Below are 14,402 nucleotides of genomic sequence, written 5' to 3' on the forward strand. Positions count from 1 at the left end.
TTTATATTTTTATGGATTAAATGAATTAGTATCTATGATTGGTTCAAATTATTTTTATGCAAGACTTTAAAATTATCAGGTATTCTAAAGAGTATTCTAGTATTTGGAATGATTTTGTTTCAAAATCTAAGAACGCAACATTCTTGTTTTATAGAGATTTTATGGAATACCACAATGATAGATTCGAAGATTATTCATTATTGGTTTTTAAGAAAGACAAATTAATAGCTGTTTTACCTGCCAATATTTCAGAAGATAAAGTATTGTATTCTCATCAGGGTTTGAGTTATGGAGGGTTTATCTTGCCAGAAGATATAAAGTTTGAAATTGTATTATTTGCCTTTGCAGAAATTTTAAAACACTTACACCGTAAGGGTATCGATGTTATAGAATTAAAAATAACACCTTCAATTTATACAACACTACCTTGTGATGAAATAAAGTATTTGATGTTTATACTAAATGCTAGATTGATTAGGCGAGATATATTGTCTGTCATAAATTTAAAAGAAAAGTTTAAAATTTCTAGAAACAGGGAAGAAGGTATTAATAGAGGAAAAAAGCATAATTTAATTATTAAAGAAGAAAATACTTTTAACTTGTTTTGGAATTATATTTTAATTAAGAACTTAAAGGAAAAACATGGTACTTCACCAGTACATAGCTTAAATGAAATAACTTTATTAAAAAAGCGTTTTCCAAATAATATAAGGCAGTTTAATGTATATCACAATGATGAGATTGTTGCTGGAACAACAATTTTTGAATCGAAATACGTAGCACATTCTCAATATATTTCAGGGAACCATCATAAAAATGTTTTGGGGAGTTTAGATTTTTTACACCATCACTTAATTAGTGAGGTGTTTAATAATAAGGTGTATTTTGATTTTGGGACATCTAATGAAAATAATGGTTTACATATTAATAAAGGTTTGCAGTTTTGGAAAGAAGGTTTTGGGGCAAGATCACTGACTCAAGATTTTTATGAAGTTGAAACTAAAAATTACAAGTTATTAGAGAATATCATGATATGATAAAGTTTTTAGATTTAAAGAAAATTAATAAAAGATATGAAGACGAATTTAAAGATGCTTTTAGTAATTTTTTAGATAGTGGTCAATACATACTAGGTAACCAAGTTTTGAAATTTGAAGAAGCTTTTGCTTCCTTTTGTGGTACAAGATATTGTGTTGGAGTTAGTAATGGATTAGATGCTTTAACATTAATTTTTAAGTCTTACATAGAACTTGGAAGGCTGAAGCATGGTGATAGAGTATTTGTGCCAGCAAATACCTACATAGCATCAATTTTGGCCATAATAGACGCAGGTCTTGAACCTGTTTTGGTCGAACCTCGCTTAGATTCGTTTAATGTTAACCCTCTTGAATTAGAGAAACATATGGCGGATAATGTGAAAGCCATTTTGGTAGTACATTTATATGGGCAATTATGCGAAATGAATGCTTTACAAAATATTGCAAAAGCAAAAGACTTAATTATTATTGAGGACGCTGCACAAGCTCACGGAGCAAAAGATTTAGAACTAAATAAAAAGGCTGGTAATTTAGGAGATGCTGCGGCATTTAGTTTTTATCCAACTAAAAACTTAGGTGCATTAGGAGATGCTGGAGCTGTAACTACTAATGATTATAAATTGGCAAAAACTATTAGAAAGCTTCGAAATTATGGAAGAGAAGGAAGGAATACAAATGATATGCTTGGTAGGAATAACAGGCTAGATGAAATTCAAGCTACATTTTTATATATTAAATTGCAGTACCTAGAAGTCGAAAATAATAGAAGACGTGAGATTGCAGTTCGCTATCTAAATGAAATAAAAAACGAAAAAATCACATTGCCTTATTGGAATGGTAGTGAAAACCATGTGTTTTATGTTTTTTCTATTAAAACTGAAAAAAGGAAGATGTTACAAGACTACCTAAGGAAAAATGGTATAGAGACACTCATTTTTTATCCAATTGCACCTCACAAACAAGATGTTTTTAAGGAATGGAATAACTTGTCTTTTCCTGTTACTGAACAAATACATAACGAGGTTATTAGTATACCCTTAAATGCTTATCTTATTGAAGATGATGTCACTAAAATTATTGAAAAGCTTAACAAATATTAGGATATTGGTTAATAGGTCTAAATTAGAAACTTTATAAATGGATATTATAATAAAATCTTTTAATAGGGTTTATTATTTAGATAGGTGTCTTCATAGTATATTTCTTTATTTACAAAATTTTAAAGGTGAAATTTATATTTTAGATGATGGTTCACCACAAATATATTTAGATAAAATACAATTAAAATTCCCTGGCATAGTAATTTTAAAGTCTCCAAACTATGAAGAGAAGTCAAAAGCAATTTTAGATAAAACCTTTAATTTTCCTAGTACTATTCCTTCTAAATTTTGGTATGAAAGTGTATTAGATCTTTCGGATTATTTTATGGTCTTAGAAGATGATATGTGGTTTACTGAAAATTGTGATGTGTCCGAATTAAATGATATTTGTAAAAATGAAAATTTAGCACTTCTTAAGTTATTTTGGGTGTCAAACCCTAAAACTGTTGGCAGTAATATTGTTAAAAGAAATAGAGGTATTGAAGTTTATAATCCTGATTTGAAATCTAGAAGCCCAAAATTTTTCAAATACATTTATATGAAATACAATCCGATTTGGAGAGGCATTTTGAGTTTGTTTAGATTATATACAAAAGAAAGTGAATTACAGTATTACACTATCTATTCTGTGGCAGGAGCTGTTTTTAAAAAAGATTATTATCTGAGTATTTGGGATGATGCCTATGCTATTGTAGACGAAAAACAACAATTGCTCAATGCTGTTCAATATTATAATAAGTTTAATGTAGCTTTTGCAAAAGTTAATAAAGAAGTTTTAAAAACTGGGTTTATGTCTTCTGCTACTTTAAAATATCACTATCCCGACTTTTCAATACTTGATTTTAATTGTATGCTAAACGAGTATTGGCTTAGAAATGATAATGCATTTAACAACAATCTTAGTTTAGACTTAGATACAAATGAAATAATAAACATTTTACATTCGTATGATAAACCAGAAGCTTATATTTTACAATGGCTAGATTGGGTGAATAGTTTTAAAGCACAATTTAGAAAAATTGGGTGTAATATATAAATGAAAGAAAAGAGTTTTCATAAAACAATTGCTAAAAATACAGGGCTATTTGGTATTTCACATATTACTAGGGCAATAGTGCGTATAATATCCAATAAGGTAGCTGCAATTTTTCTGGGGCCAATTGGTATTGGAATTATAGGCTTGTTGGAAAATGTGCTATCCTTAATATATAGCATAACAAATTTTGGGATCGCAGAAAGTAGTGTAAGAGAAATTGCTATAGCTGATCAGGATAGAAGTGAGAAAAAATCTAGACAACTAATTACAATAGTTTATAAATGGGCTTTTGCAACAGGGTTATTGGGTTTAACAGTTTTCTTAATCTTTTCTAAGCAGATTAGTGACGTTGTTTTTGAAAGTCAATCGGAACTTTTATGGTTTATTTGCTTGGGATCTTATTTCTTATTTACCTCTATTGCAAATGTTAGAATAGCCGTATTAAAAGCTAAGAAGAAAGTGGGCTTAATGGTGAAGTATAATATTTTTACAGCAATTTTATCTTCAATTATATCTGTAGCTGGGTATTATTTTTTTGGTATAAGAGGTATTTTACCTGTTGTTATAGCGACCTCTTTGATAAACCTTTTATTAAGCCTCTATTTTACAAAAAGTATTCAAGTTTCAAGTTCAGCTATTGGCATCAAGCAAACTTTTAAAGATGGAATACCAATGGCTAAATTAGGGCTTCTATTATCAGTAGGTGTAATTTTTGGTCAAATATGCTTTTATGTGATTAGATGGTTTTTAAAAACCTATTATTCTTTTGAAACACTTGGTGTTTATCAAGTTAGTAATACAGTTTTAGTAGGTTACTTAGGGATGGTTTTTGCAGCAATGTCTAACGATTTTTACCCTAGGCTTTGTAATTATGAAAACAATAAAACGTACTTTGATGATTTAATAAATGACCAAACCGAATTTGCTTTGTTAATTGTTGTGCCTGCCGTATTGGTGTTATATTTAATAGCACCTTTTTTAATTGGTTTATTATACTCTTCAGAATTTTTGAATGTTTTAGATATTTTAAAAGTAGGGTTACTAGGTATAACTTTAAGGGCAATAGTATGGCCTATTGGCTATATCCCCTTAATAAAAGGAAATAAGCCCCTTTTTTTAAAACAAAATTTACTAGGTGATATTGTAAATGTGGTAGCTTCTGTAGTTTTGTTTTATTATTTAGGGTTGGTAGGTTTGGGAATAGCCATGGTTACTATGTTTTTTGTTTCGGGTGTTTATAATTATTACGTAGCCAGGGTATACTATGATTTCAAATTTAGACCCAAGACTTTAAAGATAATTTTAGTTTCTTTATTGCTTTCTATTACAGCTATGGTAGTAGTACTATTTTCAGAATTTAAAAACTTTAATTATTTGATAATTATACTTTTTATAATTTCAGCCTTTTATTCTTTGGCTTATTTAAAGAAATCGCTTTTTTACTAAAATTTAGATACTTTTCATTATAGCTTTCAATCCTATAAATAATAATTTGAAAAATAGAATAAACTCTCTAGCTCTTAACAAAACAAACATTTCTGAATAAACTCTATTTAACATAATTCTGTATTCATCTTTTGATGTGTTTAGATTAAGCATTTTTTCATAAATTTTGAGAGTAGAACAATGAAGTTTATGTGTTAGTTTATTTTTCTTATAGAAATAGTTTGCTGTCAAAGAATTTGGTAATTCTCTTTTTTTAGCTAATACTAATGGAATATATTGAAAGCTATAATTTCTAGAAACCCTTGTCCAAAAATCTAAATCTTCATAAACTAGGTTCTCATCATATTGTCCTACAGATTCAAAAATATTTTTTTTAATCATAGCGGCTACAGAACATATTTTTGTAGTTCTGCCAATTATCATTTTATAAATATCTCCACTTTCAGGAAATTCGTCGGTTTGATAGTAAGTGGAAATAAAGTTTTTGTTTTCATCTATTAAATCTATATTAGCATATACTATTGCTAAATTTTCATACTTAGAAGATTCGAAAGCTTTTATTTGTTCTTCAATACAATTTTCTAACAAAATATCATCTGCAGCTAAATCAATGATATATTCTCCAGTCACATACTCAAAAGCTTTATTAAATGTCTTTGTGCTTCCTTTATTTTTAGAGTTCTTAATAAAGATAATGTTTTGGTTTGCCTCTAACCATTCATTTATAACGCTTACTGAATTGTCTGTACTAAAGTCATCATTAATTATTAGTTGAATATTAGGATAAGATTGATTAATTATAGAGTTTAATGCATCAAGAACATAATTTTCATGATTATAGCATGTACAAATTACAGATACTTGAGGAGTGTCTAACATCAGTAAGAACTATGTTTTATATTTGTCACTAAAATAAACAAACAGTAAAGATTGCAAAAGAAAAAGATAAAAATAGCAATTGTAGCTTATAATTTAGAAGTTGGAGGCTTGACTCAGACAACAATTACTTTGTTTAATTTGCTAAGTGAAAGAGAAGAGTTTAAGGTAGAATTATTGCTTTTAGATTATTCAGAAGACACTAATTCAAATAAGTGGTATAGAAGTTTTAATGACAAATCCAATAAAGGTTATTTTTTTCGGAAAATTTCCAAGTACATTCGTTTTAAAAAGTATTTAAAAACAACAAGATTTGATTTTATAATAGATCAGCGCTATAGGTTAAATGCGGTTTCTGAAATATTTTTTTCAAAGTATTTATACACTAAAGAAAAAATTATTTACAATGTTCATAGTTCAAAATTGAGTACATATTTACCCAAATCAACATTGTTGTCAAATTTCCTATATAAAGATGCTTATAAAGTGGTTTGTTGTTCTCAGGGAATTAAGGCTTTAGTAGAAAAAAAATATGGACTGTCCAATGTAATATGTGTTTATAACTCTGTGGAATTAAATCACTCCAAAGAAGAAGAAAGTATTACATTGGATTATAATTATATAGTTGCAGTAGGACGTGTAGAACCATTAAAGCAGTATGATAAATTAATAAGGGCTTATGCAAATTCAAAATTACCTGAGAATGATATTAAACTAGTTTTAGTAGGTGACGGTTCGCAATTGAATGTTTGTAAAAGTATTTCTGAAAAATTAAATCTATCCGAATATGTTATTTTTATAGGTTTTGTTTCAAACCCTAATTTTTATATGACCAATGCGAAATTCTTAGTTTTATGTAGTAAATATGAAGGGTTTCCAATGGTTCTTTTAGAGTCTCTAGCTTGTTCAACGCCAGTGGTTAGTTTCGATTTAATAGCTGGCCCTAACGAAGTTATTGAGCAAAATATAAATGGGATATTGGTTGAAAATCAGAATTTTGAAGGTTTAACAAAAGCTATGAACAAAATGATTGAAAATGCTGAATTAATAGATAAATGTAAAAAACAAGCTAGGAATAGCATTGAAAGGTTTTCAAATAATAAAATTCAAAAAGCTTGGTTTAAAATATTAAAAATTGATGAGCAATGACTATAGGAGAAAAAATTAAGATACCAAAGATTGAAGATTATAGAGGCAACCTCTCTGTCATAGAAAAGGATATTTTACCGTTTTCATTTAAACGTGTTTACTATTTATATGATGTTCCTGCAGGATCTGAACGAGGAGGGCATGCTCATATTGAACAGAAAGCTTTTTTAATAGCTTTATCTGGGAGTTTTGAAGTTGTGCTGAATAATGCTAGAGAGCAAGAAATTATTACGTTAAATAGACCATATGAAGGATTGCTAATTGATAATGGTATATGGCGAGAGTTAAAAAATTTTTCTTCAGGAGCAGTTTGTCTCGTAGTAGCCTCTGACGTATTTAGTGAAGAGGACTATATAAGAGACTTCGATACATTTAAAAACTATGATTTTAGTGGTAAACGGTAAAATCAATTCCTTTGCTTTTTAATAAGTGTTTCGTGCCAAGAAGCATTTTCAAAAGAAAAGGTGGTAATTTAAGGAGTACTTTAGTAGTAAATGGAATTTTTGTGTTTATTTGGTTTAACAATTTTTTAGATTGTTGCACGGCACCATAAATTCTATAATGTAAAGCATATTCCAAACGATAAAGATCTAAAAAATGTTTAAGACTTTTGTTATTTTCTTCTAAACTCTCAAATTTCTTAAAATCTATTAATTTTTTTGATAAAAAAGGGGTTTTTGATAATGAGTTTGGAATTTCAAATCTATAAATAGATGTTTTTTTGTTTGTTATTGCAACATTATAATGAGCCGCTACTCTAATCCATAAATCTAAATCTTGACCACTAGAAATATTTAAATCAAACATACCATCGTTTTCCAATATTCTTTTTGGAATTACAACAGCAGATGTATGAGCAACTCTGTTGATTAAGCTTGCTTGAAAAAAGTCAGGTATTACTCCTCTATAGTCTTCTTTAATATGCTTAGATAAGTCATTATTAATAATTTTTTTTGGGGAAATTCTTGTTTTGTATCTGCTACAATACATACCACACTCAGGAAAATCTTCAATTAGAGTTTTAAGAGTGCTTAAATGATTTGGTAGCCATATATCATCAGCATCAAGAAATGCTATAAACTTTGCTTTAGATAATTCAATGCCTTTATTTCTAGCAGCAGATACACCTTTGTTTTTTTGATTTGAAATTATTATTCTTTTATTGTTATAGGTTTTAACAATATCTAAACTACTATCAGTACAGCCGTCGTTTACAATAATTACCTCAAACTCTTTGAATGTTTGATTTAATACACTTTTAAGAGTATCTTGTATATATTTTTCTTTATTGTAAAGAGGAATTACTATTGAAAAGAAAGGCTGCATCGAGTACAATTTTTAAGCAAAAATACTATTTTTTTATAGTCATTTTTTATACCTATTAGATTATAAATTCAGTATTTATGCTGATGATACATGATAAACGAATACCATTGTTACTTTTTGTTCTTTTTAATAATAAGATAGATTACCAGAATTCAGTTAAAAATTATTTAATAAAGAATTTTTTATTACAAAGAATCGGTTTAACGCATTGAAAAAATACAATACAGAAATTAATGCAAAAAAGATAATAGATAAGATGTGTTAACCTTTTCGCTGCACCACCTCATAAACTTGATTCTCATCACATTTCAAAGTCTTACTTGGGTATTTTAAAAGCAAAGCATAATCATGGGTAGCCATTAAAATGGTGTTGCCATTTTTATTAATGTCTTGCAGAACTTCCATGACTTCAACACTGGTTTGTGGGTCTAAATTTCCAGTAGGTTCATCAGCCAGAATTAACTCTGGGTTATTAAGTAATGCTCTGGCAATGGCAACACGTTGTTGCTCACCACCCGAAAGTTCGTGAGGAAATTTAAAACCTTTGGTTTTCATATCAACCTTGTTTAAGACCTCTTCAATACGAGCATTCATTTTTTCTTTGTCTTTCCAGCCTGTAGCTTTTAAAACAAATAATAAATTATCATTTATAGTTCTATCAATAAGCAATTTAAAATCTTGAAAGACAACTCCTAATTTGCGTCTTAAAAAAGGGATGTCTTTTTCTTTTAAACCATTTAACTTATAATCAACTATGTGTCCTTCACCTTCGTTTAGTGGTAAATCACCATATAGCGTTTTCATAAAACTACTTTTTCCTGTACCCGTTTTTCCAATTAGGTACACGAACTCCCCTTTATTGATTTCAATATTAACGTTTGATAGTACCAAACTATCACCTTGGTAAATAGCAGCGTTCTTTAACTTTAAAATTGGGTTTGACATAAGATTTGCAAAGCAGTTTTATGTTGGTAAATGTATTGTTAAAAATTTCAAATCACAAATTACAAAATCCAAATCTGCAAAATCATAATGTCAAACATTTTAGATTTAATAAATCAGTTTATAATTATGGCACGATTATTTCGTTATAGGGTTTATATTAAACAAAAAGAAATTCCTTGATGTCTGCATCAAGGTTTCAAAACATTTGTCATTCCCATGAAAATGGCAATCTAAAATTAAAGAATCATGTTTTTCAAGTTTAAAAATAAAAACAGAATACTTTAATTTATATTTGATTTCAAATTAAAAAACGAATAGTTATAATGACTAAAAAAAGTTTTATTTCCCTTTTTCTGGCTATCTATTTTAGTCTTCCTCTTTTAGCACAACAATCGGCAGTATACACTAGTAATAAAGTTGATTATCAAAAAGCATTATCACTTTATAATAATAATCAGTTTTTAGCGGCGCAGTCGTTATTCGCAAGTGTTAAAAAAACTGCTAAAGAAGAAATAGTAAAATCTAATTGTTCCTATTATATAGCTAATTGCGCAGTGCGGTTAAATCAGTTAAATGCAGACCAACTTGTAGAAGATTTTGTAAAAGAATATCCAACAAGTACCAAGCGTAACACTGCTTTTGTTGATGTAGCCGATTACTATTTTGAAAATTCTAAATATGCTTATGCTAGGAAATGGTATAGTAAAGTTGATGAAAATGCATTATCTAGAAAGGAAAAAGACAAATTTTTCTTTAACAATGGGTATTCGGCATTTTCAACTAAGCAATACCGGGACGCAAAAAAATATTTGTCTAGAGTAGAAACGACCCAAGAATATGGTTCACAAGCTAAATACTATATTGGTTTTATGGCTTACGAAGGTGATGATTATGATGCAGCTAATGAATATTTTGATCAGGTTAGTGATCAAGAGCGTTACAAAGAAAAGTTGTCATATTATCAAGCTGATTTAAACTTTAAGCTCGGAAACTTTGAAAAAGCTATTGAATTGGCTAAAGAAAGATTGCTTGAAAGTAATGAGGAAGAAGTATCAGAATTGTCAAAAATAATTGGTGAGAGTTATTTTAATTTAGAAGAATATGCGGCTGCCATTCCTTATTTAATAGCATATAAAGGGAAAAAGGGTAAAAGAGATAGAATGGCTAAATGGAATAATACAGATTTTTATCAATTAGGGTATGCCTATTATAAACAAGGAGACTACGAAAAAGCCATCTCTGAATTTAATAAAATTGTTGATGGTAATAATTCCATAGCACAAAATGCATACTATCATTTAGGAGAAAGCTACATTAATCAGGGAAAAAAACAAGAAGCTTTGAATGCTTTTCGGTACGCTTCTGAAATGAATTTCGATGAAAAAATACAAGAAGATGCTTGGTTAAATTATGCTAAGCTTAGTTATGAGATTGGTAACCCTTATCAACCTGCACCTCAAGTATTGTCTAGTTACATAGAAAAATATACAAAAACACCCTATAAGGATGAGATTGAAACCTTACTGATAGATTCTTATATAACATCAAAAAACTACAAGGAAGCACTAAAATTATTAGAGGGTAAAAATAGTTTTGAAAATAAGGTGGCCTATCAAAAAGTGGCATTTTACAGAGGTATAGAACTTTACAATGATGGTCAGTACTTAGAGGCAGTGTCATTATTTGATGCGTCTTTAAAAGAACCAAGAGATGATAGATTTACTTCTAGCGCTACATTCTGGAAAGCCGAAACCAATTACAACTTAACTAATTATGAAGATGCTTTAGTTGGTTTTAAAGAATTTCAGTTAATAGGTTCGAGCACACCTGAAACAGAAAATTTAGATTACAATTTAGCTTATACCTATTTCAAATTAAAGAATTACCCCAAAGCAACCCAGCATTTTAACAACTATATTTCTAACAAAAAAGATGACAAAGTTAGGTTGAATGATGCTTATCTACGTTTGGGAGATGCCCATTTTGTTACCAGTAATTATAGTGCTGCTATAAACGCATACAACAATGCTATAAAGGTTGGAGAAATAGATGCAGATTATCCCGCATTTCAAAAAGCTATTAGCGCTGGTTATTTAAGGCAATCATCTAAAAAAATAAAAGAGTTAGAACAGTTTATTGTTGATTATCAAACATCAAAATTGCGTGATGATGCTATGTTTGAACTTGGTAATTCTTACGTAAAAGCTAATGAAACAGGTAAAGCAATAAAAGTTTATGATAGATTGAACTCAGAATATAAAATGAGTTCTTTTGTACCAAGATCTTTATTACGTCAAGGATTGGTTTTTTATAACCAAAATGAAAACGAACGAGCACTTACTAAATTTAAAACGGTTGCCGGCAATTATCCAAAAACACCTGAAGCTGTACAGGCAGTTTCTACAGCAAAATTAATTTATATTGATTTGGGTCGCGTTGATGACTATGCCAATTGGGTGAAAACATTAGACTATGTTGAGGTAACAGATTCTGAATTGGATAACGCTACTTATACTGCTGCAGAAAAGCAATATTTAGATGGTAATACAGATAGAGCTATCAAGCAATTTAACGGATATGTAAACCAATTTCCTAACGGATTACACTTATTACAAGCACATTTTTATTTAGGACAGCTTTATTATAAAAAGGGATTGGTGGCAAATGCAGCACCTCACTATAATTTTATTGTTGAAGCCTCTCAAAATGAATATACTGAAGAAGCACTATCTAGATTGTCTCATTATTATTTAGAAGATAAAAGCTGGAATCAGGCAATTCCTCTGTTAAAACGTTTAGAAGTTGAAGCTAATTTTCCTCAGAATGTGGTTTTTGCTCAATCTAATTTAATGAAAGCTAATTATCAGTTAGAAAATTATGATGAGGCCGTTTATTATGCAGAAAAAGTATTGGCAAGTTCAAAAATTGACAATAAAATAAAGAGTGATGCACACGTAATCATTGCACGTTCTGCTGTTAAAACGGGTGATGCGGTTAAAGCTAAATCTGCTTATGTCAATGTTGAAAAAGTAGCAACAGGTGAAACTGCGGCAGAAGCACTGTATTACAATGCTTACTTTAAAAATAAAGATGGTAAGTATGAGGCATCAAACACGGTAATCCAAAAATTAGCCAAAGATTTTTCAGGTTATAAATATTACAGTGCTAAAGGTTTGGTGGTAATGGCTAAGAATTTTTATGCTTTAGATGATGCGTTTCAAGCTACCTATATTTTAGAAAGTGTTATTGAAAATTTTGTTGAGTTTGAAGAAGTGATAGATGAAGCCAAAGAAGAACTGAGCAAAATTAAAACCGAAGAAGCTAAAACAAATTCATCCATTCAACCAGAGTAAAGTGACCAGTTTACAGCGGCAGTTAGCATTTAGCAGTTGGGAATTTACAATTTTAAGAAATCTTGTGATTTTGAACCTTGGCAACTTAGTGAGAAATAAAATAGTCAATTATCAATAGTCAATAGAAAATTAATAAAGTATGCGTAAGCACAAAAAAAATATATTTAGTATCATAACCCTTTTGAGTATTACAGTAGTTTTTTCTCAAAATAGAGAAAAAGACACAATTAATACAGGGGTTATTGATGTTGTAAAACCATATACACCCTCAATTTCAGATGCTTTTAAAGTAAAAGAGACACCATCGTTAGATGATGAAACTACCAAAAATAAAAAGGAAGTAAAATATAATATTTTTTCATTTCCAGTAGCCTCTACATTTACACCGGCAAAAGGAAAAGCTGCTGTGGTAGAAAAAGCAAAACCTATCAAACTTTATGATAATTATGCAACTTTAGGCGTGGGTACTTATACCACTATTTTAGGGGAAGTTTACTTAAATCATGCCATTAGCAGAAATGAAAGTGTAGGTGGATACGTGAGTCATAATTCATCACAAGGAGGTATTGAAGGCGTCTCTTTTGATGACAATTATTCCATTTCAAAAATTAATCTAAACTACGCTAGTAAATTGCGGGATTTGTCATGGAACGTAGAAGCAGGGTTTAACCACCAAATGTACAATTGGTATGGAGTTCCTGAATCTTTTGTTGATAGAGCCATTACCGATGCGATTGATGAAGAGCACAGTTTTTACGATGCTCATTTTGGAGGCGATATCACTTTTGTAGACACATATATAAACTCAGGCAGTTTCTTTTTTAGGCGTTTTGGAGATAACCAAGGCTCTGGAGAAAATAGATTTTTAGTAAATACTAAGATTGATATACCTGTCAATAATGAAGAGATTTCTACCACCCTTAGTTTTGATTATTTGAAAGGAACTTTTGATAGAAGTTATGAATTAGATGAAGAGCTTCCATACGGAAACTTTATACTAAGTGCATCACCTACTTATGAAATGAAACAAGACGATTTAACCGTAAATGTTGGTATTACTGCTGCGTATTCTAGAGATTCAGAATCTAAAGAAAGTAAATTTTATATCTACCCCAATATTACAGCAACCTATAGATTGGTTAATGATATACTTATTGCTTATGGAGGGATTGAAGGTGGATTGATGCAAAACTCATATTTCGATTTTGCATCCGAAAATCCTTTTGTGTCGCCAACCTTAAATGTTATGCCTACAGACCAACAATATAATGCTTATATGGGTTTAAAAGGGAAGTTGTCAAGCAATATGAGTTATAATATTAGCGGACTCTATAAAGCAGACAGAAATAAAGCCTTATTTAAAAACAATGATATAACCTTGATGACAGACCAAGCCTATTCTTATGGGAATTCCTTTGGAATTGTGTATGACAATGTTGATATTTTTGGAGTTGCGGGTGAAATTAATGTAGATGTAAACCGAAACTTTAAATTAGGTATTAAAGCCGAGTATTTTAGTTACACTACCAATGATGAAGCTGAAGCCTGGAACTTGCCTGATTTTAAAGGATCTTTATTTATGGATTATCAAATTGATGAGCATTGGTTTGCAGGTGCCAATCTATTTTATGTAGGCGAAAGAAAAGATCAATATTTTTTAAACGATGGTATTACGGTAACTTCCCCGTTTACAGTGGTTTTAGATAGTTTCTTTGATGCTAATGCACACTTGGGTTATCATATAAACGACCAGATTTCAGTGTTTGCTAAAGCTAATAATATTGCTAATAATGCTTACCAACGTTGGCAAAATTTCCCAGTACAAAGCATTCAGTTTTTAGCAGGCGCTACGTTTAAATTTGATTTTTAACACGTTGAGTCATCCTGAACTCGTTTCAGGATCTCATCAATTAAGTCAAATCCCAAGTTTTTTTAAGTTTCATCTTTTGAACTTCGCAAAAAGGATACCGTTTCAACCCTAGCGTTATTGCGAACAAAGCGAATCAATCTATTGAATTTCAGAAGATTACCTCATCGTCTCGATAACTATCGGGCTCCAGTAATGACAGCCTCTTTGCAAAGGTTTAAAAAGGATACTGTTTAAATCCTTAGCACAACTAACCGTTAGCAATGT

11 protein-coding genes are annotated in these 14,402 nt (G+C 29.9%); 8 read left to right on the forward strand and 3 right to left on the reverse strand.

The window, feature by feature from the left end:
* Nucleotides 1–56 precede the first annotated feature (56 nt).
* The 4 genes from E1J38_RS11985 to E1J38_RS12000 are packed head-to-tail and all read left to right on the forward strand — an operon-like array spanning nt 57 to nt 4,619.
* Nucleotides 57–1,037, forward strand: a complete 981-nt coding sequence (locus E1J38_RS11985; RefSeq protein WP_133357091.1) for a GNAT family N-acetyltransferase — start codon at nt 57–59, stop codon at nt 1,035–1,037.
* Nucleotides 1,034–2,137 (forward strand): DegT/DnrJ/EryC1/StrS family aminotransferase, encoded by a 1,104-nt coding sequence (locus E1J38_RS11990; protein WP_133357092.1) that lies wholly within the window; start codon nt 1,034–1,036, stop codon nt 2,135–2,137. Before E1J38_RS11985 ends, E1J38_RS11990 begins: the two co-directional genes overlap by 4 nt.
* Nucleotides 2,138–2,174: 37 nt before the next feature.
* Nucleotides 2,175–3,173 (forward strand): glycosyltransferase family protein, encoded by a 999-nt coding sequence (locus E1J38_RS11995; RefSeq protein WP_133357093.1) that lies wholly within the window; start codon nt 2,175–2,177, stop codon nt 3,171–3,173.
* Nucleotides 3,174–4,619 (forward strand): oligosaccharide flippase family protein, encoded by a 1,446-nt coding sequence (locus E1J38_RS12000; protein ID WP_133357094.1) that lies wholly within the window; start codon nt 3,174–3,176, stop codon nt 4,617–4,619.
* Nucleotides 4,620–4,622: 3 nt separating this feature from the next.
* Here E1J38_RS12000 and E1J38_RS12005 read toward each other — a convergent pair whose 3' ends face one another.
* Complete coding sequence (locus tag E1J38_RS12005; protein WP_133357095.1) at nt 4,623–5,498, reverse strand: glycosyltransferase family 2 protein; 876 nt, start codon at nt 5,496–5,498, stop codon at nt 4,623–4,625.
* A gap of 51 nt (nt 5,499–5,549) precedes the next feature.
* Between E1J38_RS12005 and E1J38_RS12010 the strand changes: the two genes are divergently transcribed.
* Nucleotides 5,550–6,644, forward strand: a complete 1,095-nt coding sequence (locus E1J38_RS12010; RefSeq protein ID WP_133357096.1) for a glycosyltransferase — start codon at nt 5,550–5,552, stop codon at nt 6,642–6,644.
* Nucleotides 6,641–7,048 (forward strand): sugar 3,4-ketoisomerase, encoded by a 408-nt coding sequence (locus E1J38_RS12015; RefSeq protein ID WP_133357097.1) that lies wholly within the window; start codon nt 6,641–6,643, stop codon nt 7,046–7,048. The genes E1J38_RS12010 and E1J38_RS12015 overlap by 4 nt, the downstream gene beginning before the upstream one ends.
* Here E1J38_RS12015 and E1J38_RS12020 read toward each other — a convergent pair.
* Together E1J38_RS12020 and E1J38_RS12025 are read right to left on the reverse strand one after the other, a co-directional pair.
* Nucleotides 7,032–7,970: a glycosyltransferase family 2 protein gene (locus E1J38_RS12020; protein WP_133357098.1), complete on the reverse strand. Its 939-nt coding sequence runs from the start codon at nt 7,968–7,970 to the stop codon at nt 7,032–7,034. The genes E1J38_RS12015 and E1J38_RS12020 overlap by 17 nt on opposite strands.
* 261 nt (nt 7,971–8,231) lie before the next feature.
* Entirely contained in the window at nt 8,232–8,915 is a 684-nt protein-coding gene (locus E1J38_RS12025) for a cell division ATP-binding protein FtsE (RefSeq protein ID WP_133357099.1), read from the reverse strand.
* A 323-nt stretch (nt 8,916–9,238) separates the two neighbouring features.
* On the opposite strand from E1J38_RS12025, the gene E1J38_RS12030 reads away from it, so the two are divergent.
* Together E1J38_RS12030 and E1J38_RS12035 are read left to right on the forward strand one after the other, a co-directional pair.
* The gene (locus tag E1J38_RS12030; protein WP_133357100.1) at nt 9,239–12,268 is read left to right on the forward strand and encodes a tetratricopeptide repeat protein; all 3,030 of its coding nucleotides are present in this window, start codon (nt 9,239–9,241) and stop codon (nt 12,266–12,268) included.
* Nucleotides 12,269–12,407: 139 nt separating this feature from the next.
* Complete coding sequence (locus E1J38_RS12035; RefSeq protein ID WP_133357101.1) at nt 12,408–14,138, forward strand: TonB-dependent receptor; 1,731 nt, start codon at nt 12,408–12,410, stop codon at nt 14,136–14,138.
* Nucleotides 14,139–14,402 lie beyond the last annotated feature (264 nt).

The sequence above is a fragment of the Seonamhaeicola sediminis genome, from assembly GCF_004358095.2.
Lineage (GTDB): Bacteria > Bacteroidota > Bacteroidia > Flavobacteriales > Flavobacteriaceae > Seonamhaeicola > Seonamhaeicola sediminis.